Origin of the sequence: Serinicoccus chungangensis (assembly GCF_001483745.1) — a bacterium.
Classification (GTDB): domain Bacteria; phylum Actinomycetota; class Actinomycetes; order Actinomycetales; family Dermatophilaceae; genus Ornithinicoccus; species Ornithinicoccus chungangensis_A.
Genome location: NZ_LQBL01000028.1, coordinates 685,776 through 707,655, shown reverse-complemented (window position 1 = coordinate 707,655; position 21,880 = coordinate 685,776). Strand labels below are relative to the sequence as shown.

The window sequence follows — 21,880 nt, the reverse complement described above, 5'->3', positions numbered from 1 at the left end:
GACGAGGCCCCCGACCGGATGGACCGGTCGGGGGCCTCGTCGTGCCGGTGCGGCTCAGGCCTTGTCGTCCTCGTCGTCGACGCCCCCGAACTGGTCGGCCCGGTCGTTGGCGAAGTTCTGGGCCTTGTCGACCTGCTCGGAGTACTGGCCACCCGTCTTGTCGTCGACCAGGTCACCGCCCTTCTCGACCCCCTGGTCGACCTTCTCGTCGTGCTGTCCCGCCAGGTCCTTGGCCTTGTCCATGAAACCCATGACGTCGCTCCTTCCATCCGTTCGGGCACCCCGGTCGGGGCACCTGTCCTGCCCCCCCAGGCAAACACACCACAGCCAGGCTGTCGACACGGGATCCCCTCCGGGGGAGGGGGGCACGGGGCCGGGCGTCCTACTGGTAGCTGATGAAGTCGGGGGTCGGCTCGACCTGCATCGTCTCGGCCGGTGACAGCGGCCCGGGGAGGTCCTCGTCGTAGAAGTTCTTCCAGCCCCAGTGGGTCACCGAGGGCGCGTAGTCGTGCAGCGACCGCCAGGTACCCTGCTTGTCCTCCTGGGCGCCCTGCCCGTCGGCGTGGATCAGCACGGCGACCTCGGGACGCGACTGGTCCACCTCGTCCACCCCCGGAATCATCCGGGTCTGGAACTGGTGCAGGACGAGCATCTTCTGCGGCAGGTCGTGGTCGCGGGTGAGCTCGGCCAGCCAGTCCACGACGGCGTCCACCTCCGCCACGTCGACCTGCCCGATCTGCTGCAGGTGCACCTCGCTGGGACCGAGTCGCCACTCCGGGTCGAGGGCCAGGCCGACGTGCGGCTGCACCAGCAGCTCCTCGTAGAGCTCGGCCTGGGTCACGAAGTCGGTGCGTCCCGGCTGCAGGTCGAGGACGACGTACATCCCGTGCTCGGCCGCCAGGTCGACGAGGGGTCGCAGGGTCTCCACGTCCATCTCGTTGGAGTAGTTGCCGTCCGGGCCGGGGTCGGAGCTGGCGACGGTGGCGATGATCTCCAGGGCCGGGACGACCGGCTCGTCGACGAGGTCGGTGTAGGCACCGGCGATCTCCTCGGCCCGCGCGACGGTCTCCTCCGGGCCCTGCTCGCCGAGGACGCCGAGGGAGGACGTCGTCGGGTTGCCGTAGAGCGCGACGTAGGTCTTGCCGGGCAGCACCAGCTGACCGCCGCCGGGCAGCTCGACACCGGTGGCCGCCGCGCGGGCGGTCGAGGTCAGCGTCTCGGCGTCACCGAACTCCGGGCCGATGCCGACCACCGCACCGGGCTCGGCCGCGGCCACCGCCTGCACCACCTCCGAGGAGGCCCGCGGGTCCGCCTCCGGCGCGACCAGCACCGGCGCCCCGGCGGCCAGGGCCGAGGCGACCGCCGCAGCGTCGCGGTCCCCGCCCGTGCTGAGCACGGTCGTGCCCCCCACCGGCTCGGGCCGCGCCGTCTCGGGCAGCTCCTCGACGTCGGACTCCAGCGGCTCGGCCGGCGCCGCCGTCTGCCCGCCCGGGTCCCCCGAGGTCTGCGCCGCGGCGTCGGCACCGGCGTCGGCAGAGGCCTCCTCGGCAGGCCCCTGCAGGACGCTCCCCCCGTCCGGGTCCAGCCCGAGCAGCGCGCTCACCTGCTCGCCGTCGGGCACCGGCTCGCCCCCGGCGTCGGCCCCCAGGACCTCCGCCAGACCTGGCCCGTCCTCGACGGCGAGCACGTCGACTCCCGGGTCCTCGACGGGACCGATGGTGAGGGCCGTCCCCGCCCCGAGCCGCTCGACCTCCTCGACCACCCCGGGGCCGTCCACGAGCACCGGCGCCCCGAGGGCGACACCGGCGGAGGCCGCGGTCAGCTGCTCGTCCTGCGCCGCGACGACGACCACGGGGGCGCTCTCGAAGAAGGCGCGGGAGGCCTGGACGGAGAGCTCGGCCGCGGTGGCACCGCCGAGCACCATCGTCTCCTGGCCGGTCGCCGGCACCGCGACCAGCGCGCCGCTGGAGGAGTCGGTCCCCTCCGCGCCGGAGCCGCCCGACCCCGCCGTCGTGCCGGAGCCGTCGCCCGCGCCGCCCGGGGAGTCCGCACCCGGCGTGCAGGCGGCCAGCACCACGGCTGACGCGGTCAGCGCCGCCCACCGGCGACGGGCACGGGTGTGGTGGTCAGACATACGACTCCTGCGATCGGCCGCGCGCCGACGGTCCCGGCGACACCTCTTCACGCTAACCCGAGCGGTCACCCGTCCCCGCGGGCAACACGCCCCGTGGCGCCGGGGGCCGGGCTCGGTCACCATGGTCGGGTGAGCCGCCGCTGGGTGCTGCACGTCGACCTGGACCAGTTCCTGGCCGCCGTGGAGGTGCTGCGCCGGCCCGAGCTGGCCGGCCGGCCCGTCGTCGTGGGCGGCCGGGGCGACCCGACCGAGCGGGCCGTGGTGTCGACCGCGTCCTACGAGGCGCGGGAGCACGGCGTCCGTTCCGGTATGCCGTTGCGCGTCGCCGCCCAGCGGTGCCCCGGGGCGGTGTTCCTGCCGCTCGACCTGCCGGCCTACGAGGACGCCTCCGAGCAGGTCATGAGCGTCCTGCGGGGCTGGCCGGACGCCGTCGTGCAGGTGCTGGGGTGGGACGAGGCCTTCGTCGGCATCCGGGCGGAGGACCCGCAGGAGGTGGCGCGCGGACTGCAGGCCGCCGTGCTGCGCGAGACCGGGCTGCACTGCTCGGTCGGGATCGGCGACACCCTCGTGCGGGCCAAGACCGCGACCGACCTCGGCAAGCCTCGGGGCACGGCCGTCCTCACCCGCGAGACGTGGCCGGAGGTCATGGGCCCACGCCCCACCGGGGCGCTGTGGGGCGTCGGGCGACGGATCGAGACCCGGCTGGCGGGGCTCGGGATCACCACGGTCGCCGAGCTGGCCCACGCCGACGACGCGACCCTGGGGAGGGAGTTCGGGCCGACGAACGGGCCGCGCCTGTCCCGGCTGGCCCGCGGGGAGGGCCCGGACCGACCCGACGACACGCCCTGGGTGCCGCGCGCCCGGGGGCGGGAGACGACATACCAGGAGGATCTCCTCACCCCCCAGCAGGTGCGCGACGCCCTGGGCACGCTCGCCGAGAGGGTGGCCGAGGACGTCCGCGGGGAGGGTCGCCCGGTCCGGCGGGTGCACCTCAAGGTCCGGTTCGCGCCGTTCTCCACCGTGCACCGGTCCCACGTGCTGGCAGCGCCCACGACCGACGCCGAGGTGGTGGCGGGGGAGGCCTTCGCCCTCTACCGGCGGCTGCAGGACCACCGCCCCGTCCGGCTGCTCGGCGTCCGGGGGGAGATGGTGCCCCCGGCCGACGGCTCCTGAGCCGGGCGTGGTCGGATGGTGCCATGAAGATCGGCATCATCATCGGGTCCCTCCGCGAGGGCCGCAAGGGCGAGAGCGTGGGGCGCTGGGTGCACGAGCAGGCCCTGGCCCGCGAGGGCTCGACCGAGTTCGAGCTCATCGACCTCAAGAGCTTCGGCGTGCCGCTGCTGGAGTGGGAGAAGGTCCCGGGCGGTGCGAAGAAGCAGTACCCGTACGACAGCGTGCTGGCCTGGAGCGCGGCGGTGGACGCCTGCGACGGCTTCGTGCTCGTCACCCCGGAGTACAACCACTCGGTGCCGGGAGGCCTGAAGAACGCCACCGACTGGCTCTACCCCGAGTGGCAGGGCAAGGCGGCCGGACTGGTCGGCTACGGCTCCGAGGGCGGCGTCCGCGCGATCGAGCACTGGCGCCTCATCCTGGCCAACTACAGCACCGTCGTCGTGCGCCAGCAGGTGTCGCTGTCGACCATGGAGGAGTTCGACGGGGCGCAGGTGCGGCCCAACGAGCGACGTCCCGGCGAGCTGGGGACGCTGCTGGACCAGGTCGAGCAGACCGTGCGCCAGCAGCAGTCCTGACGCGTCGGGTGCGGGCTCGGCCCACGGGTGGAGCGGGTGACGGGAATCGAACCCGCGTAGCCAGTTTGGAAGACTGGGGCTCTACCATTGAGCTACACCCGCGTGACCAGCGCGACGTCCTGCTCGCCCCGGCCGAGCAGTTAGTCTAAACCTCCACCGCGGGCGGCCGTGACGCCGCCCCACCACGGGGTATGGCGCAGCTTGGTAGCGCGTCCGCTTTGGGAGCGGAAGGCCGCCGGTTCGAATCCGGCTACCCCGACCACCTAGCATGGTGATGATCCGCGTGCCCGCCCGCGGCCGAGCTGTGCCCGGCGGGGCACGACATACCCCCGACATGACAACGGAGCAACCAGCAGTGAAGAGCGCTGTCGAGACCCTGACCCCGACCCGGGTCAAGCTGACCGTCGAGGTCCCCGCCGCCGACCTCAAGCCGCGGTTGGACGCCGCCTACAAGAGCATCGGCGCCAACGTGCAGATCCCCGGCTTCCGCAAGGGCAAGGTCCCGAACCGGATCATCGACCAGCGCTTCGGGCGCGGCGCCGTGGTGCAGGAGGCCGTCAACGAGGCGCTCCCGGAGTACTACACGCAGGCGATGACCGAGAACGACCTCACCCCGCTGAGCCAGCCGGAGGTCAACCTCACCTCGCTGCCCATGGAGGAGGGGCAGGACCTCGCGTTCGAGGCCGAGGTCGACATCGTCCCGCAGTTCGAGCTGCCGGACTTCTCCGGCATCGAGGTCCAGGTCGACCCGGTCCAGGCCTCCGAGGAGGACGTCCAGACCCGCATCGACAACCTGCGGGAGCGGTTCGGCACCCTCAAGCCGATCAAGCGCAAGGCGAAGACCGGCGACCACCTGACCATCGACCTCACCGCCACGATCGGTGACGAGGAGATCGACTCGGTGACGGGCGTGTCCTACGAGATCGGCTCGGGCACCATGCTCGACGGGCTCGACACCGCGCTGCGCGGCACCAAGGCCGGGGAGACGGTGGAGTTCCAGTCCCCGCTGGCCGGCGGCGACCGCAAGGGCGAGAAGGCCGACGTCACCGTGACCGTCCAGGCCGCCAAGGAGCGCGAGCTGCCCGCGCTGGACGACGAGTTCGCCCAGCTCGCGAGCCAGTTCGACACCATGGACGAGCTGCGCGCCGACCTCGCGCAGCAGGCCGAGCAGGGCGCGCGCTTCGAGCAGGGCGTCGCGGCCCGCGACAAGGTCCTCGAGGCCATGCTCGAGATGGTCGAGATCCCCGTGCCGGACAGCCTCGTCGAGGCCGAGGTGCACCGTCACCTCGAGGGTGAGGACCGCCTGGAGGACGACGAGCACCGCGCCGAGGTGACCGAGTCGACGAAGAAGGCCATGCAGACGCAGTTCCTGCTGGACGCGCTCGTCAAGCGTGACGAGGTCGAGGTCGACCAGGGTGAGCTCATCGAGTACATCATGATGACCGCGCAGCAGTACGGCATGAACGCCCAGCAGTTCGCGCAGCAGATCGACCAGCAGAACCAGGTGCCCGCCATGGTCGCCGAGGTCGGCCGCCGCAAGGCGCTGGCCAACGTGCTCGAGCAGGCGACGGTGACCGACACCGACGGCAACGTCGTCGACCTGGACGCCATCGAGGGCGACGACGACGAGGACGCGGACGAGGAGGTCGCCCCGGGCGACCAGGTCGTGGAGGCCGGCGACGAGGTCGTCGAGGTCGAGGACACCGAGGCCGACACCGCCGAGGAGTCGGCCAGGGCCTGACCCACCACGGACGGTGCGCGACTGCACCGGGTATGCCGCCCAGCAGGGCGACTTCACGGCATACCCGGTGCAGTCGCGCTTCTGCGTGGTCAGGGTGGGCTGTGGACAACGTCTGCGAGCACGGGAGGGGAGCAGGCACGCTGGCTCGATGAGCCAGCGTGAGGGGAGCGCCGAGGGGTTCACGGCGATGCCGTTCACGTACCGCCGTGCGCGCGAGGCGGGGATGACCCGGGCGCAGCTGCACCGGGACCACGTGTGCCTGCTGCGCAGCGTGTACGTCGACCGCCGGGTGCGGGTGGACGGCTACGTGCGCGCCCGGGCCGTGCTGCTGGTCGCGCCGGCCGACGCCTTCGTGTCCCACCACACCGCCGCAGAGCTGTGGGGTGGCGTCGTCCCGCACGCGGTGCGCCCCCACGTCAGCGTGCCGACGGGTCGGCCCCGGTCGGCCCGGGAGGATCTCGTCGTGCACGCCTCGTCGCGAGAGCCGGTGGTCTTCCGGGGCCAGCGGGTCACCACGCCGCTGGACACCTTCCTCGACTGCGCGCGGGTGCTCGACCTCGTCGACCTGGTGGTGCTGGGCGACAGCCTCGTCGCGCGGCACCGGATCACGCCCGAGCGGCTGAGGCAGGGCGCGCAGGAGTCGACCGGCCGTGGCTCGCGCCTCGCCCGGCGCGCGGCAGGCCTCGTCCGGGCCGGCGTGGACTCACCCATGGAGACCCGGGCGCGGATGCTGCGCGTGCTCTCGGGGCTCCCTGAGCTGGAGACCGACCTCCGCTTCCACGACGACCGGGGGGACCTGGTGCGGCGGCTCGACGCGGGGGACCGGGCGACACGGACCGCGGTGGAGTACGACGGGCGGCACCACGTCGAGCGGGAGGACCAGTGGGAGGCGGACCTCGGTCGCTGGGAGGACTTCGAGGACGCTGCGTGGCGCATCGTCGTGCTCGTCGGCGCCGACATCTATCGCACGCCGGGCCGGACGGTGGAGCGTCTGCGGCGGATCTTCGCGCAGCGGGGCATCCCGCTCGGTCCGCCCAGCGACGAGTGGCGCCGCCACTTCCCGGGACGAGGCTGAGCGCCCGTGCGCGCTCGAGCACGATCGGGTCCGGTCGTGCGCGACTGCAGCGGATGTGTCGCCCAGCAGGAGGATTTCGCGACATACCCGGTGCAATCGCGTACCTTTGCGGGCCGGGAGGACCGGCCACGCCGGGGTGGGCCGGGAGCGGTCAGCGCAGGGCGTCGGCGGGCGCGGGTGCGCGGACCGAGGGCCGCTGCGCCCGGTGCTCGTGCAGGGACAGGGCCACGACCGTGCTGACGACGACCGCCATGCCCAGCCACTGCGTGGGCTCGGGGCGGCTGCTGAAGGCCACGACGCCGATGAGGGCCGCGGTGAGCGGGAAGGTGAGCTCGGCGAGGGTCGCCCGTGCGGCGGGGGTATGCCGTAGCGCCCGGTAGTAGAGCGTCATCGCCGCCAGCCCGGGCAGGAGGGCGAGGGCGAGGATCGAGGGGGCCGCGGACAGCGGCACCGCGAGCGGGGTCCCGGTGAACCCGGCGATGACCGCGAGGGTGACCAGGCCGAAGGCGAAGCGCAGGGCGGTCAGGTCGACGAAGCGCAGCTCTGCACTGGCCGCCCGGCCCAGTACGGTCCCGGCCGCCCACAGGGCGGCGGCCCCCAGGGCCAGCAGGGCCGCCTGGGCCGAGCTCACGCTCACCGCCAGGGGGTCGGCGAAGGTCATCAGCCACGCCCCGACCACCGCGGGCACGAGGAACAGCAGGTAGGAGCGGCGCAGGCGCTCACCCAGCAGCACCGCCGCCAGGGCCAGGGCGATGAACGGCTGCAGCTTCTGCAGGACCTGCGGGGTGATGGGGTCGCCCAGCCGGAAGGCGGCGGTGAACAGCGTGGTGGCGAGCGCCGAGCTGCCGGCACCGATGACGAGGACGCTCACCTGCGTGCGCACCGTCGCGGCCCGCCACCGGCGCAGCGCCGGCACCAGCCAGGGCAGCAGGGCCAGGGTGAGCAGCACGTGCTCCCAGAAGACGATGGCCAGGGAGGGCAGCTCCTGGGCGAGCGGGCCCCGCCAGAGGGCGGAGAGCCCCCAGAGCGAGGCGGCCAGGGCCACCAGCCAGGTGCGGTCGGTGTGGGGGGAGGCGGTCACCGGTCAAGCCTAGAACGGCGGGGGAGGACCTCCCGCGCACGGGCACCGGCGGCCGCGCCGTCCGTGGCCGGGCGGCTGTGCGCTCACGGCGAACATCACCCCGGTGCGGGAGTGTCGCGACCGGGCCGGGCGTTAGGGTCACTGACAAGCACAGGTGCCGCACGGCATACCCCGGACGAAGCGAGGGAAAGCAGCACATGACTGAGGACACCACCATGGCCGAGCGCCCGGCACAGGCCGGTCTGGACGACCAGATCTACAACCGCCTGCTCAAGGAGCGCATCATCTTCCTGGGCTCGGACGTGCGCGACGACAACGCCAACGCGATCTGCGCGCAGCTGCTCCTCCTGGCGGCGGAGGACCCGGAGAAGGACATCTGGCTCTACATCAACTCACCGGGCGGTTCGGTGACCGCCGGCATGGCGATCTTCGACACCATGCAGTGGATCCCCAACGACGTCGCGACCGTCGCGATGGGGCTGGCCGCCTCGATGGGGCAGTTCCTGCTCTCCGCGGGCGCCCCCGGCAAGCGCTACGCCACGCCGCATGCCCGGGTGATGATGCACCAGCCCTCGGGCGGCATCGGCGGCACCGCCTCCGACATCAAGATCCAGGCCGAGCAGATGCTGCACATCAAGCAGCAGATGGCCGAGCTCATCGCCGAGCACACGGGTCAGAGCGTGGAGCAGATCACCCGCGACTCCGACCGCGACCGCTGGTTCACCGCGACCGAGGCCAAGGAGTACGGCTTCGTCGACCACGTCTACGAGCGCGCCGGCGACGCCGGCCCCACCTCCTGACCGGCCACCCGCACGCGAGAAGAGAGCTGATCTCCCCATGACCTACCCCCAGCAGCAGAGCCCCTATGCCGGTGGTGCCTGGATGGGCGCCCCCGCGCAGCAGCAGCCTGGTGGTGGTGTGCCGGCGCAGCTCGCGCCGAGCAGCCGCTACATCCTGCCGCAGTTCGAGGAGCGCACCTCCTACGGCACCAAGCGCCAGGACCCCTACACCAAGCTCTTCGAGGACCGGATCATCTTCCTCGGCGTCCAGGTCGACGACGCCTCGGCCGACGACATCATCGCCCAGCTCATCGTGCTGGAGAGCCAGGACCCGGACCGCGACATCCTCATGTACATCAACAGCCCCGGTGGCTCGTTCACCGCGCTGACCGCGATCTACGACACGATGCAGTACATCAAGCCGGACGTGCAGACCTTCGTCATCGGCCAGGCCGCCTCGGCGGCCGCGGTGCTGCTCGCGGCCGGGGCGCCGGGCAAGCGGTTCGCGCTGCCCAACGCCCGGGTGCTCATCCACCAGCCGGCCCTCGCCGGTGGCGACTACGGCCAGGCGTCGGACATCGAGATCCAGGCCAACGAGGTGCTGCGGATGCGCACCTGGCTCGAGGAGACCTGGGCCAAGCACTCCGGCCGCAGCGCCGAGCAGGTGCAGAAGGACATCGAGCGCGACAAGATCCTCACCGCCGCCGAGGCCAAGGAGTACGGCCTCGTCGACGAGGTCCTCGCCTCGCGCAAGGCGTCGCTGGACGACTGAGGCGTCCCGGTATGCCGACGGCCGGGTCCGCGCGGACCCGGCCGTCGGCATACCCGGGCCCGGCGCCGCGCCGGCGCGAGTCGTTGCGCTGACAGCGGACAGTCGGCACCAACACGCGGGCGGGGCCCGGAAAACCCTGCCCAAACCCCTCCCGGCAAGGTAGCGTCGGGCGGACAGGACGAGCCCGGCTCGTCCGACGGACCGTAGGCCCGAGCTCAGGAAGGACCGACCACGTGGCACGTATGGGCGAGAGCAGCGAGCTGCTGAAGTGCTCTTTCTGCGGAAAGAGCCAAAAGCAGGTCAAGAAGCTGATCGCCGGTCCCGGGGTCTACATCTGCGACGAGTGCATCGACCTGTGCAACGAGATCATCGAGGAGGAGCTGGCCGAGTCCAGCGACCTTGGCCTGGGCCAGCTGCCCAAGCCGCGCGAGATCTTCGACTTCCTGCAGAACTACGTCGTCGGTCAGGACCCCGCCAAGCGGGCGCTGGCCGTCGCGGTCTACAACCACTACAAGCGGATCCAGGCCGGTGAGGGCAAGAGCGGCGGCGAGGACAACGTCGACATCGCGAAGTCCAACATCCTGCTCATCGGGCCGACCGGGTGCGGCAAGACCTATCTCGCCCAGACCCTCGCGCGGATGCTCAACGTGCCCTTCGCCATCGCCGACGCGACGGCGCTCACCGAGGCCGGCTACGTCGGCGAGGACGTCGAGAACATCCTGCTCAAGCTCATCCAGGCCGCCGACTTCGACGTGAAGAAGGCCGAGACCGGGATCATCTACATCGACGAGATCGACAAGATCGCGCGCAAGAGCGAGAACCCCTCGATCACCCGGGACGTCTCCGGGGAGGGCGTCCAGCAGGCGCTGCTGAAGATCCTCGAGGGCACGGTCGCCAGCGTCCCGCCGCAGGGTGGGCGCAAGCACCCGCACCAGGAGTTCATCCAGATCGACACCGGCAACGTGCTCTTCATCGTCGGCGGCGCCTTCGCCGGCATGGAGAAGATCATCGAGTCGCGGACCGGCAAGCAGGGGCTGGGCTTCGGCGCCGAGCTGAAGTCGGCCAAGGACGCCGGCGAGCACTTCGGGGACGTGCTGCCGGAGGACCTCATGAAGTTCGGGCTGATCCCCGAGTTCATCGGGCGCCTGCCCGTCATCACCACGGTGTCGCCGCTGGACCGCGACGCCCTGGTCAACATCCTCACCGAGCCGCGCAACGCGCTGGTGAAGCAGTACCAGAAGATGTTCGAGATCGACGGCGTGGAGCTGGAGTTCGCCGACGAGGCGCTCGAGGCCATCGCCGACCAGGCGCTGCTGCGCGGCACCGGTGCCCGCGGGCTGCGGGCGATCCTCGAGGAGGTGCTGCTGCCGGTGATGTTCGACGTCCCCTCCGACGACCAGATCGCCAAGGTCGTCATCACCCGCGAGGTCGTCCAGGAGAACGTCAACCCCACGATCGTCCGGCGCGACGTCGCCCCCCGCAAGCGTCAGCAGCGCAAGGAGAGCGCCTGACCTGCGCACCGGACGTGCGTCCAGACCACACCGGACGTGCGTCCAGACCACACCGGACGCGTGGTCGGACCGCACCAGACGCGTGGTCACACCACACCGAGCGCGTGCTGGGGCAGGTCGAACGCATCCCTCGTGCCGTGACGGCTCAGGCGAGCCTCTCCAACCCCACCTGCAGCACGTAGACCGCAGCTACCACGGCCACGAGGCCCAGGGAGGCGCTGGCCACGGCGAACGCCAACCCGTCGCCGGCGAGCGTGTCCTCCCGGTGCAGCCACAGGTGGACGCGGCGGTAGCGCTGCGTCGCCCGGTGGTAGGCCCAGGCCGCGCCGACGACACCCGCCGCCCCCACGAGGGCGGCCGTGACGAGACCGAGCCGGTCACCGGCATACCTCGCGATCGCGGCCGAGACGACGGCGAGCGCGAGCGCGGTGCGACGCCAGGCCAGCAGGGTGCGCTCCGGCTGCAACCCGGGGTCGTAGGGCCGGTCCGGTCCCGCGGTCATGCGAGCAGGCCCACCGCGACGAGCAGGGTGGCCAGCAGCACGCCGACGGCGATGACCGCACCCACCGTGAGCGGCGGGAGGGTCCGCCCCTCGCGCATGGCCCGCTCCACCCGGAACCAGCCGACCCACGCCTGCACCGCCGCCAGCATCCCGAGCACGACGAAGACGGCGGACGCCGCCAGCCGGTAGCCCGGGGCGATCGGCACCGCGAGCGCCTCCAGCGCGACCCCCGCGGCGAGAAAGGCGAGCGCGGTGCGGATCCACGCGAGGAAGGTGCGCTCGTTGGCCAGGCTGAAGCGAGGGTCCGGGTCGCTGCCCAGGGCGTAGACCGACTGCGGGAAGCGCCGCCGCGCCCGGCGCTCGCTCATCGCCCGATGGTCAGGTCGTCGAGCGCGTGCATGGCCGCCAGCATAGGCGGGGTGAGGGGCGCGAGGTATGCCGTGCGCCGGCCCGTGCGGCCCGAGTGCGCGTCCGGTGCGGCCCGAGTGCGCGTCCGGTGCGGCCCGAGTGCGCGTCCGGTGCGGGCTGACGGCGCGTCCGGTGCGGCCGGAGCGCGCGTCCGGTGTCGTCCTACGGCGCGTCCGGTGCGGTGTGGCGGCGGCGGAGGCGGACGTAGCCGAGGAGGGCCGCCGCGAGCACGGCCAGGCCGATGATGCTGGGCACCGGCCCGACGCCGGCGGTCCCGCTGCCCCCGGCGGCGGCGAGCGCCGCCAGCCCCCACACCAGGGTGACCGCCGCGGCGACGACGCCGACGCGGGCGGCATACCGGACCAGGACGGAGCGGGGGACGGTGGCCTGGGGCGGCACCGAGGCAGCGAGGGCCGCGCTCGCGTGCACGAGCAGCAGGCTCCACGCCGCGGGCAGGAGCGCCCAGTGCCACGGCCCCGGGACGGCGGCCCACCAGGCCGCGATCGCCCAGACGAGGAAGAGGGCCGGCATGACGCCGGCCGGCTGGGCCACCACGAGCGCACCCAGCACGACCGTGCCGACCCACACGGTCGGCCCCCCGCCGCCGGCCGCGACGAGGCACAGCGCGAAGACGACCGACCCTGCCAGCGCCACGAGGCGCACCCGCAGGTGGCTGGGGGAGGCCGTCCGCAGGTTGACCCAGTGCTCGCGCAGCCCGCCCATCAGGCACCCACCCGGCGTCGGCGGCGCGCCAGCTCCAGCAGCACGACGTCCAGGCTCCCCGGTCCGAGCCAGGGCACCACCGCGACACCCTGCGCACGGATCGCCCGGATCTCCCGGTCCCGCTCGAGCATCCGGATGCGCCAGGCGGTCCGTGCCAGGGCGTCCCGCTCGCCGCTCGGCGCCACCTTCGCGACGGCCTCGCCGAGGGCGTCCACCACGACGACCGAGGTGCCGCGCGCCGCCAGGGTCGCCGCCTGGGTGAGCGCGTCGGGGGAGACCAGGGAGGAGATCATCACCACGAGGGTCCCCGCGCCGATCCCGAGGTGGACCCGGCGCGGGTCGGTCTGCTCGTCCACCGAGGCCTGCACCCCGGTGAGCGTGTCGAGGATCCGCACCCCGTGCCGCCGACCGGTGCCGGTCGGGACGACGAGAGGGGTGCGCGCCGAGAGCACCCGCAGGCTCACCCGGTCGCCCTGGTGCAGGAAGTGCTCGGCGACCGCGGCCGCGGCCCGCACCGACCGGTCCAGCGAGCTGACGTCGCCGTCCAGGCCGCCGGACCGGCCCAGGTCGTAGTGCGCGTCGACGAGCACGGCGACGTGGGTGTCCTGGTCGGCGTAGCTGGAGGTCACGTGCAGCTCCCCGGTCCGGCTCGAGCGGGGCCAGTGGATGCGCCGCAGCCGGTCACCGACCTGGAAGGGGCGGATCGTCGCGAACTCGCTGCCCTCCCCGGGGCGGCTGGAGCGGTGCATCCCGACGAGCCCGCGCGGGTGCGGGGCCGGCGCGGAGGTGTCGAAGGCCGCCGGCCGGGGGAGCACCCGCAGCGCCTGCGCGTCCATCGACAGCGGACCCCACCGCCAGGACCCCCAGGCGCTCGCCGCCGCGACCTGCAGCGGCCCGATCCGGCGCACCCCCCACCGGGTCACCCGGACGCCGACGAGCAGCCGGCGGTAGCCCTGCACCTGCGGCCCGTCGGCGTCGGCCACGGTGCAGGTCCGCTGCACGAGCAGGTCGTCGCTGTCGCGCGCCTGGCGCATCCGCTCCCTGAGCACCGCCGTGACGAACGGGGCCGGGGTCAGGGCGGCCGAGAGGACCTCGGCCCCCTCCACCGGCTCCAGGTCGGCCACGGCGAGCGCCTGGTCGCCCTCGCGCACCTGCCCGTGCGACAGGCCGAAGCGGTGGTCCGGACGCTCCTGCGGGCGGGTCGCGAGGCTCCAGGCCAGCACGAGGGCGAGCGGGCTGACCAGCACGAGCAGGTCCGGACGCCGGAACACCAGCGCCACCGGCGCGACGGCGAGCACCGCGACCAGGCAGCGCTGGAGGGCGTGGGTGGGGCGCCAGGCGTCGGCCCGCTCGAAGGCTGCCATCAGGACCGCGCCGCGGACCGCTCGACCGTCGGGTCGTCCTCGTCCACCGTGGAGGCCCCCGTCCGCGAGCCGGGGACCGGCACCTGTCCCAGGGCGGCGGTCACCACCGCGGCACCCCCGGTGTCCGACATCCACAGCTCGGGCTTGATCGAGATGCGGTGGTCGAGCACGGCGTGCGCCACCGCCTTGACGTCCTCGGGGGTGACGTAGTCGCGGCCGTGGATCACGGCATACGCCCGGGAGGTGAGCATGAGGGCCAGCGAGCCGCGCGGGGAGGCGCCGACGAGGACGGCGCGGTGCCGGCGGGTCGCCGAGGCCAGCTCGACGCAGTAGCGGGAGATGTCGTCCTCGACCGGCACCCGCTCGACCGCCTCCTGCATCGCCGCCAGCCCGGCCGCGTCGGTGACCGGGTCGAGCCGCTGGTCCTCGGACTGCCGGGCGACCCGGCGGCGCAGCACGTCCCACTCCTCCTCGGGGGAGGGGTAGCCGAAGGAGACCCGGGCCAGGAAGCGGTCCAGCTGGGCCTCGGGCAACGGGTAGGTGCCCTCGTACTCCACCGGGTTGGCGGTCGCCAGCACGTGGAAGGGCTGCGGGAGCGAGAAGGTCTGGCCCTCGACGGTCACCTGGTGCTCCTGCATCGCCTCGAGCAGGGCCGACTGGGTCTTCGGCGGGGTCCGGTTGATCTCGTCGGCCAGCAGCAGCCCGGTGAACAGCGGGCCGGGCCGGAAGACGAACTCGGTGCTCCTCTGGTCGAAGACGAAGGACCCGGTGAGGTCGGAGGGCAGCAGGTCGGGGGTGAACTGGGCGCGGGTGAAGTCCAGCCCCAGGGTCTGCGCGAAGGAGCGCGCGGCCAGCGTCTTGCCGAGCCCCGGGAAGTCCTCGAGCAGCACGTGGCCCCGGGAGAGGACCGCGGTCAGCACCAGCGTCAGCGCCTCGCGCTTGCCGACCACCGCCTGCTCGACCCGGTCGAGCACCTGCGCGGCGCGACGCGACACCTCGGGCACGTCCAGGGCGGGGGTGGGGGTGTCGTTCACAGCTTCTCGACTCCTTCGATGGCGGTATGCAGCGCGCTCCGGCTGCGTCGGCGGGTGTCCGTGGGTGGGTGCTCGAGGTAGGCGAGCAGGTGCGGGTCGAGCAGCGCCCGGGCCTGCTCGGGCTGGGTCTCGAGGTCGACGTCGTGGTGGGCGAGTAGGCGCTCGGCGGCGAGCTCGCGGATGACGGGGTAGATCTCGTCCGTGCGGTCGTCGCGCTCCAGGGCGTCCCGCAGGTCGCGCCGCAGCCGCAGCAGGCGGTAGTCCATCGCGTCCGGGGGCGCGGCCTCCTGGCGCGGGGTCGAGACCCAGTAGGCCTGCTCGACGTCACGGGCGGTCGTGGACAGCCCCCAGGTGAGCAACCCGCCCACCAGTCCGGCGAGCACCACGACGAGCAGGGCCAGGGGCCAGGCGTAGGGCAGGGCACCGATGAAGAACAGCAGCCCGCCGAGCAGGACCGCGATGACCAGGGCCGGCACGAGGTGGCGGCGCAGGTCGGTGGCGAGCGCGTGCTGCCGGTGGGGCAGCGGCGGGAGGGACCTGGTCACGGCTGCCCGCCCTCGCCCTCGCCGTCGGACGGGGCGCGGGCCGCGGCCTGCTCGCGGGCGCGTTCCTGCTCGGCGAGGGCCCGTCGGCGCAGGTCGTCGTGGATGCGGTCGAGGGCCGCGACGGCCTGCTCCCGCTGCTGCTCGGACACCGGGTGGCGGGAGAACCGGGCCTCGCGGTAGGCCTCGGACAGGGTGCGGATGGAGGTCTCGTCGACCTGCCAGCGGCCGAGCACCCGACGGGTCAGCTCGCTGGCCGTCTCGGCCGGGTTGTCCGGCAGCCCGGACCGGCGGACGGCCTCCTCGAGCGCCACCCAGCAGGCGACGACCGCGTTGCGGGGGTCGCCCTCGGCGAGCGCGCGGTAGCGCACGTCGTCACCGCTGGCCTCCAGCAGCGCGGCGAGCTCCTCGTCCTCCTCCATCCCCAGCGGCTCGTCGTCGCCCCGGCCGCGCGCGAGGAGCGCCCGGACGACGAGCAGGACGACCACGACGACCAGCAGGAGGGCCCCGACGAGCAGCCAGTCGACCGGCCAGCCCTCCTGCGGGGGCGGGCGGGACTCCGAGGGCGCGGCGGTCGCCGCGGTCTGCTCGGCGACCGGCAGCGGCGGGGGCAGGTCGATCTCCGGCTCCCACGTGCCCGTGGGCGGCCCCAGCAGCGGCCCACCGCTGCTGGAGCTCCACAGCAGCAGGCTCAGCCCGGCCACCGCGGCGAGCACCGCGAGGACGACACCACTGGTCGACCCCGTGCCCCTGCGCATACCTCACCCTAAGCCGGGGCCTCCACCAGGGCGACGTCGCGCACGCCGAGCTGCTCGGCCTCGGCGAAGGTCAGCTCACCGGTCACCTTGCCGGCGGCCCCCAGGTCGGACAGCGCGGCGCGGACCCGGTCCAGCTCGGGGGCCGGCCCGGCCACGGTCGCCGCCGCGATGGGCGTGCGCATCTTGACCTTGGCCTCCGACTTGGCCCGGCGCAGCCCGGCCAGGGCCTGCCCGACCGTGCCGAGCAGCGCCGCGTCTGCGCCCTCGGCTACGGCCAGCTCCTCGACCACCGGCCACGGCTGGGTGTGGACCGAGGTGCCCTCCTCGTGCCACCACGACCACACCTCCTCGGTCGCGAACGAGATCACCGGCGCCAGCAGGCGCAGCTGCACCGACAGGGCCAGCCGCAGCGCCGCGCGCGCGGACAGTGTCTGCGGCGTGGGGTCGCCGGTCGGTCCGCCGGCGGAGAGCTCCCCGCCGTAGGCGCGCTCCTTGACCAGCTCGAGGTAGTCGTCGCAGAAAGTCCAGAAGAACGACTCGGTGACGTCGAGCGCAGTGGAGTAGTCCCAGTCCTCGTAGGCCTGGGTGGCCCGGCGCACGACCTCGGCCAGCCCGGCCAGCATCGCCCGGTCCAGCGGCTCGGTGACGAGGTCGGCCTCGGAGGAGCCCTCCGGCAGCTCGCCGAAACCGAGGACGAAGGAGCTGGCGTTGAGCAGCTTGATCGCCAGGCGACGCCCGACCTTGACCTGGTTGGGGTCGTCGACCGTGTCGACGCCGGGGCGCGCCGCGGCCGCCCAGTAGCGCACGGCGTCGGTCCCGCTGGCCTGCAGCATGTCCAGCGGGGTGACGGCGTTGCCCCTGGACTTGGACATCTTCTTGCGGTCCGGGTCGAGGATCCAGCCGTTGAGATAGGCGTCGGTCCACGGGACGGTGCCGTGCTCGTGGTGCGCGCGGACCATCGTCGCGAACAACCACGTGCGGATGATGTCGTGCCCCTGGGGCCGCATGTCGAACGGGAAGATCGCCTCGAAGAGCTCGGGGTCCGAGCCCTCGCCCGCACCACCACGCGTCGGCCACCCCGCCGCGATCTGCGGGGAGAGCGAGGACGTCGCCCAGGTGTCCATGACGTCGGTGTCGGCGGTGAAGCCGCCGGGCTGGTCGCGCTGGTCCTCGGTGTAGCCCTCCGGCACGTCGCTCACCGGGTCGATCGGCAGCCGACCCTCGTCGGGCACGAGGAGCGTGTCGTGGTCGACCTCGCCGGCCGCGTCCACGGCATACCAGACCGGGAACGGGACGCCGAAGAAGCGCTGGCGGCTGATGAGCCAGTCGCCGTTGAGGCCCTCGACCCAGTTGCGGTAGCGGCTGCGCATGAAACCGGGGTGGAAGTCGACCTCCTCGCCGCGGGCGACGAGCGCCTCGCGCAGCCCGGGGGCGCCCTCCTCGCGTCCGCCGTTGCGGATGAACCACTGGCGGCTGGTGACGATCTCCAGCGGCTTCTCGCCGCGCTCGTAGAAGTTGGCCTTGCGCTGCGTCCTGGTGGGCTCGCCGTCGAGGTCGCCCGACGCCCGCAGCGCCTCGACCACCGCCTCGCGGGCGGCGTGCACGGTGCGGCCGGCGAGCCGCTCGGTCCACAGCTCCTCGCCGGGGCCACCGGCGACCCACTCCGGGGTCTGCTCCTGCAGCCGGCCGGAGCGGGTGATGACCGAGCGGGTCGGCAGCTGCAGCTCGCGCCACCACTGCACGTCGGTCATGTCGCCGAAGGTGCAGCACATCGCGATCCCGGCGCCCTTGTCCATCTCCGCGAGCGGGTGGGCGAGCACCGGCACCTCGACGCCGAACAGCGGCGAGGTGACCGTGGTCCCGACGAGGTCGGCATACCGCTCGTCGTCGGGGTGGGCGACGAGCGCGACGACGGCGGGGATGAGCTCGGGGCGGGTCGTCTCGATGTGGACCGGGTCCCCGTCGGCGCGGTGGTAGGCCACCCGGTGGTAGGCACCGGGGTAGTCCCGCGCCTCCAGCTCGGCCTGGGCGACCGCGGTCTGGAAGGTGATGTCCCAGAGGCCCGGCGCCTCCGCCTGGTATGCCTCGCCCCGGGCGAGGTTGCGCAGGAAGGCCTGCTGCGCGACGGCGCGCGCGCGGTCGCCGATGGTGCGGTACTGCACGTTCCAGTCGATGGCCAGCCCGAGGCGGCGGAACACGTCCTCGAAGGCCTGCTCGTCGATGACCGTGAGCTCCTCGCAGAGCTCGATGAAGGTGGAGCGGCCCACGGGCACCTGGTCGGCGGCCCTGAGGCTCTTGCCGTCGCCGCCGCGCTGCGGCGGGGTGAAGTCGGGGTCGTAGGGCAGGGTCGCGTCACCGCGCACGCCGTAGTAGTTCTGCACCCGCTTCTCGGTCGGGAGCCCGTTGTCGTCCCAGCCGATCGGGTAGAACACGTGCTTGCCGGTCATCCGGTGGTAGCGCGCCAGGCAGTCGGCCTGGGTGTAGCCGAAGACGTGGCCGAGGTGCAGCGTGCCGGACGCGGTCGGCGGCGGGGTGTCGACGGCGAAGACCTGCTCGCGCGGGCCGGCCAGCGCGGCGTCCCGGTCGAAGGCGTAGACGTCGGTGTCCTTCCATACCGCGACCCACTTCTCCTCGAGGCCGTCGACGGACGGACGCTCCGGCAGCTGCGCCGGGCGCGGGGGGGCGATCTGGTGGGGGTGCGTCATACCCGTCATTGTCACAGACCCCGGCGTCGCGACGGACGGGGACGGAGTGCCTCGAACGAGAGACGTGTGCCTGGTGTTCCGGATCAGCATCACGTTTTGGTCACGATCAGGGTATGTCGTTGACCAATCACCTGATGTGGCAAACAGTGTGACGCATGTTGCGAACAATTCCCCTGTCCATGGCCGAGGTGGTCGATGACCCCCAGTGGGTCCAGAACCTCGAGTCCACCGTCGACTCCAGCTTCGAGACGATCACCCAGGTCTCCGGCGACATCATCTTCTTCGAGATCCCCGGCATCCCGATGCCCTTCGTCGTGATGTGGCTGCTCGCCGCGGCCATCATCATCTCGATCTACTTCGGCTTCATCCAGTTCCGTGGCATCAAGGTGGCGTGGGACACCCTGCGGGGCAAGTACTCCTCACCGGACGACCCGGGTGAGATCCCGCACTACCAGGCGCTGACCTCCGCCGTCTCGGGCACCGTGGGCCTGGGCAACATCGCCGGTGTCGGCGTCGCCGTCACCCTGGGTGGTCCGGGGGCGACCTTCTGGATGATCCTGGCCGGCCTCTTCGGCATGGCGACCAAGTTCGCCGAGTGCACGCTCGGTGTGAAGTACCGCGAGATCCGTGCCGACGGCACCGTGTCCGGCGGCCCGTTCAAGTACCTCCCCGTGGCGTTCAGCAAGTTCCCCAAGTTCCTGTCCGTCGGCCTCACCGGCCTCTTCGCCCTCGCGATCCTCTTCTTCGGCGTCGGTGGCGGCAACATGTTCCAGGCCAACCAGACCTACTCGCAGGCCGTCCAGGTCACCGGTGGCGAGAACAGCTTCCTGGCCTCCACCTCTGCCGGGCTCATCTTCGGCCTCGTGCTGGCCGGCCTCATCGGCGCGGTCATCATCGGCGGGATGAAGTCCATCGGCCGGGTCACCTCGACCCTGGTCCCGCTCATGGGTGGCATCTACGTGCTCGCCTGCATCATCGTCATCCTGACGAACATCCCGCACATCCCCGGTGCGATCGGTGACATCCTCACCGGTGCCTTCACCGCGGAGGGCGTCACCGGTGGCTTCGTCGGTGCCCTGGTCGTCGGCCTGACCCGCTCCGCGTTCTCCAACGAGGCCGGCCTGGGCTCGGCCCCGATCGCGCACTCGACCGTCAAGACCCGCCGCCCGGTGTCCGAGGGCTTCGTGGCGATGTTCGAGCCGTTCATCGACACCGTCCTGGTCTGCACCATGACCGCGCTGACCATCGTCATCGCCGACACGACGTTCTACAACGAGACGCGCGAGCAGGTCTTCGCGGACGACAGCTACGACTACGGCGGCGGTGTCGTCGTCACCTCCGACGCCTTCGCCGAGAACATCTCGTGGTTCCCGACGATCCTGGCGGTCGCGGTCGCGCTGTTCGCGATCTCCACCCTCATCACCTGGTCCTACTACGGCCAGCGGGCGTGGAACTACCTGTTCGGGGACACCCGGACCTCGACCCTCATCTACCGGGTGGTCTTCCTGGTGTTCACGGTGGCGGGCTGCATCCTCAACTTCGGCCAGGTGCTGGCGTTCGCGGACAACTTCCTGTTCGTCTGCGCGTTCGTCAACCTGCTCGGCGTCTACTTCCTGCTGCCGGTCATCAAGAAGGAGATGAACGAGTACCTCGCCGACCGCAAGAGCGGCAAGCTCGCCGAGCTCGGCAAGCTGGACGACGACAAGGAGATGTCCGTCCGTGACCTCGCCGAGGCCAACCAGGTGAGGGACGACTCCGGTCAGAACCGCCTGGCCGACCCCGACGACGACGGCTTCGGCGCGGGTGGGGCCACCACCCCGCGCGACCGTCGCTGACGGCATACCGCAACATCACCAAGGGCCGGGAGCACACGCTCCCGGCCCTCGGTCGTGTCCGCGGCGTCGGCTGCAGCGTTCACGTGAACGCTGCAGCCGGTGAAACACCGGCCCACAGCGGCCCTGGCGTTCACGTGAACGCCAGGGCCGCTCATGGGCGCGATGGCGGGTTCATGGACGGGCCGCGCGCCACGGCTGCTCCGGGAAGTGGGCGGCAAAGGTGGCCGGTGGGTGCGCGGGCAGGCCCGTGACGAGACCGCGCTCGGCGAGCACCCCGGCGACCCGGAGCGCGGTCGCCCAGGGGGTGCCGTAGACGTCCCCGGAGCGCAGCACGACCAACCGCCACCCCCGACCGTCCAACCACTCCCGCCGTCCGAGGTCGCGGCCCCACTGCCGGGCGTCCTGCGCATGGTGACGACCGTCGTACTCGACGGCCACCCTGAGCTCGGGGTAGGCGAGGTCGAGGCGGAAAAGATGCCTGACGTCCCCCACCTCGTGCTGCAGCACGGGCTCGGGAAGCCCGGCCAGGACGAGCAGCAGCCGGGCCCGGGTCTCCATGGGCGACTCCGCCCCTGGCCGGACGAGCGTCCGCGCGAGGGACGCGACGCGCGGGAGCCCACCCTGGCAGGCGTCGAGCCGCTGCTCGAGCTCGGCCGGGGTGAGGACGCGCCGGTGCAGGAGGGAGTCGGCCAGCACGGTGAGGTCGACGAGTGACAGCCCGCGGGACAGGTCCAGCACGGTCTGGGCCGGTGTGGTCAGCCGCAGGCCCGCCCGAGAGCGCACGACAGCTGAGGGGTTGACGTGGCACCTGAGGCCCACCCGGGCCCGTCGGTCCTCGGCTCGGGCGACACTGACGTGGGTCCACGCCGTCGGGGGCACCGCCCCTCCCCACACCTCGGCCGCCGTGTGCCGGCTGACGGCGCACCGTGGCACCACGAGGGACGCGCACCGGCCGAGCACCTCCGGGGTGAGGGGGACGTCGGAGGCGAGCCGGACGCTGCCGAAGACGGTGTGGAACCTCGGCCCGTCGAGCTCGTGCTTCGTCAGACCGGCACGCAAGCCGGCCTGCCGGAGGAACGGTCGGGTGGGGTCGAGCGGCATGTCGTCAGGCTGCCGGAGAACGCCCGTCGACCGCAGAACTTGTCCACAGGGTCGGCTGACCCCGGGC

Annotated in this window: 20 protein-coding genes and 2 tRNA genes; 9 read left to right on the top strand and 13 right to left on the bottom strand. The window is 72.7% G+C overall.

Features of this window, described 5'->3' with window-relative positions:
* Window positions 1-54: 54 nt before the first annotated feature.
* The gene (locus AVL62_RS11640; RefSeq protein WP_058891762.1) at window positions 55-252 is read right to left on the bottom strand and encodes an antitoxin; all 198 of its coding nucleotides are present in this window, start codon (window positions 250-252) and stop codon (window positions 55-57) included.
* 130 nt (window positions 253-382) lie between these two features.
* Window positions 383-2,134, bottom strand: a complete 1,752-nt coding sequence (locus tag AVL62_RS11635; protein WP_058891761.1) for a hypothetical protein — start codon at window positions 2,132-2,134, stop codon at window positions 383-385.
* A 129-nt stretch (window positions 2,135-2,263) separates the two neighbouring features.
* Here AVL62_RS11635 and AVL62_RS11630 point away from each other — a divergent pair, with 129 nt between their 5' ends.
* Together AVL62_RS11630 and AVL62_RS11625 are read left to right on the top strand one after the other, a co-directional pair.
* Window positions 2,264-3,307 (top strand): DNA polymerase IV, encoded by a 1,044-nt coding sequence (locus AVL62_RS11630; protein WP_058891760.1) that lies wholly within the window; start codon window positions 2,264-2,266, stop codon window positions 3,305-3,307.
* 23 nt (window positions 3,308-3,330) lie between these two features.
* Window positions 3,331-3,882, top strand: coding sequence for an NADPH-dependent FMN reductase (locus AVL62_RS11625; protein ID WP_058891759.1), 552 nt, complete (start codon window positions 3,331-3,333; stop codon window positions 3,880-3,882).
* Window positions 3,883-3,910: 28 nt separating this feature from the next.
* On the opposite strand, the gene AVL62_RS11620 is transcribed toward AVL62_RS11625, so the two are convergent.
* Window positions 3,911-3,984, bottom strand: a tRNA-Gly gene (locus AVL62_RS11620).
* Between the two features lie 83 nt (window positions 3,985-4,067).
* Between AVL62_RS11620 and AVL62_RS11615 the strand changes: the two genes are divergently transcribed.
* The 3 genes from AVL62_RS11615 (at window position 4,068) to AVL62_RS11605 (ending at window position 6,698) form a co-directional block, all read left to right on the top strand.
* Window positions 4,068-4,144, top strand: a tRNA-Pro gene (locus tag AVL62_RS11615).
* A 93-nt stretch (window positions 4,145-4,237) separates the two neighbouring features.
* Window positions 4,238-5,623, top strand: a complete 1,386-nt coding sequence (gene tig, locus AVL62_RS11610) for a trigger factor (protein WP_058891758.1) — start codon at window positions 4,238-4,240, stop codon at window positions 5,621-5,623.
* A 148-nt stretch (window positions 5,624-5,771) separates the two neighbouring features.
* On the top strand, window positions 5,772-6,698 hold the full coding sequence (locus tag AVL62_RS11605) for a hypothetical protein (RefSeq protein WP_058891757.1): 927 nt from the start codon (window positions 5,772-5,774) through the stop codon (window positions 6,696-6,698).
* Between the two features lie 151 nt (window positions 6,699-6,849).
* Here AVL62_RS11605 and AVL62_RS11600 read toward each other — a convergent pair whose 3' ends face one another.
* Entirely contained in the window at window positions 6,850-7,779 is a 930-nt protein-coding gene (locus tag AVL62_RS11600; RefSeq protein WP_058891756.1) for a DMT family transporter, read from the bottom strand.
* A 197-nt stretch (window positions 7,780-7,976) separates the two neighbouring features.
* Between AVL62_RS11600 and AVL62_RS11595 the strand changes: the two genes are divergently transcribed.
* The 3 genes from AVL62_RS11595 (at window position 7,977) to clpX (ending at window position 10,841) form a co-directional block, all read left to right on the top strand.
* Complete coding sequence (locus AVL62_RS11595) at window positions 7,977-8,579, top strand: ATP-dependent Clp protease proteolytic subunit (RefSeq protein ID WP_058891755.1); 603 nt, start codon at window positions 7,977-7,979, stop codon at window positions 8,577-8,579.
* A gap of 82 nt (window positions 8,580-8,661) precedes the next feature.
* Complete coding sequence (locus AVL62_RS11590) at window positions 8,662-9,330, top strand: ATP-dependent Clp protease proteolytic subunit (protein WP_058891837.1); 669 nt, start codon at window positions 8,662-8,664, stop codon at window positions 9,328-9,330.
* A gap of 233 nt (window positions 9,331-9,563) precedes the next feature.
* Entirely contained in the window at window positions 9,564-10,841 is a 1,278-nt protein-coding gene (gene clpX, locus AVL62_RS11585) for an ATP-dependent Clp protease ATP-binding subunit ClpX (RefSeq protein ID WP_058891754.1), read from the top strand.
* Between the two features lie 145 nt (window positions 10,842-10,986).
* On the opposite strand, the gene AVL62_RS11580 is transcribed toward clpX, so the two are convergent.
* The 8 genes from AVL62_RS11580 to valS form a co-directional block, all read right to left on the bottom strand.
* On the bottom strand, window positions 10,987-11,343 hold the full coding sequence (locus AVL62_RS11580) for a DUF202 domain-containing protein (protein WP_058891753.1): 357 nt from the start codon (window positions 11,341-11,343) through the stop codon (window positions 10,987-10,989).
* Window positions 11,340-11,711, bottom strand: coding sequence for a YidH family protein (locus tag AVL62_RS11575; RefSeq protein ID WP_058891752.1), 372 nt, complete (start codon window positions 11,709-11,711; stop codon window positions 11,340-11,342). Before AVL62_RS11575 ends, AVL62_RS11580 begins: the two co-directional genes overlap by 4 nt.
* Window positions 11,712-11,913: 202 nt before the next feature.
* A complete protein-coding gene (locus AVL62_RS11570; RefSeq protein ID WP_058891751.1) occupies window positions 11,914-12,474 on the bottom strand; it encodes a hypothetical protein in 561 nt (186 codons plus the stop codon).
* Complete coding sequence (locus tag AVL62_RS11565) at window positions 12,474-13,838, bottom strand: DUF58 domain-containing protein (RefSeq protein ID WP_058891750.1); 1,365 nt, start codon at window positions 13,836-13,838, stop codon at window positions 12,474-12,476. The genes AVL62_RS11570 and AVL62_RS11565 overlap by 1 nt, the downstream gene beginning before the upstream one ends.
* Window positions 13,838-14,872: an AAA family ATPase gene (locus AVL62_RS11560; protein ID WP_058891749.1), complete on the bottom strand. Its 1,035-nt coding sequence runs from the start codon at window positions 14,870-14,872 to the stop codon at window positions 13,838-13,840. Before AVL62_RS11560 ends, AVL62_RS11565 begins: the two co-directional genes overlap by 1 nt.
* Window positions 14,869-15,417: a hypothetical protein gene (locus AVL62_RS11555; RefSeq protein WP_058891748.1), complete on the bottom strand. Its 549-nt coding sequence runs from the start codon at window positions 15,415-15,417 to the stop codon at window positions 14,869-14,871. Before AVL62_RS11555 ends, AVL62_RS11560 begins: the two co-directional genes overlap by 4 nt.
* A complete protein-coding gene (locus tag AVL62_RS11550) occupies window positions 15,414-16,172 on the bottom strand; it encodes a DUF4129 domain-containing protein (protein ID WP_058891747.1) in 759 nt (252 codons plus the stop codon). Before AVL62_RS11550 ends, AVL62_RS11555 begins: the two co-directional genes overlap by 4 nt.
* Window positions 16,173-16,180: 8 nt before the next feature.
* Entirely contained in the window at window positions 16,181-18,877 is a 2,697-nt protein-coding gene (gene valS / locus AVL62_RS11545; RefSeq protein ID WP_058891746.1) for a valine--tRNA ligase, read from the bottom strand.
* A 179-nt stretch (window positions 18,878-19,056) separates the two neighbouring features.
* On the opposite strand from valS, the gene AVL62_RS11540 reads away from it, so the two are divergent.
* Window positions 19,057-20,712: an alanine/glycine:cation symporter family protein gene (locus AVL62_RS11540; RefSeq protein WP_058891745.1), complete on the top strand. Its 1,656-nt coding sequence runs from the start codon at window positions 19,057-19,059 to the stop codon at window positions 20,710-20,712.
* A gap of 171 nt (window positions 20,713-20,883) precedes the next feature.
* Here the strand turns inward: AVL62_RS11540 and AVL62_RS11535 are convergent, their stop codons facing one another.
* Window positions 20,884-21,813, bottom strand: coding sequence for a hypothetical protein (locus AVL62_RS11535; protein ID WP_058891744.1), 930 nt, complete (start codon window positions 21,811-21,813; stop codon window positions 20,884-20,886).
* Window positions 21,814-21,880: the final 67 nt, after the last annotated feature.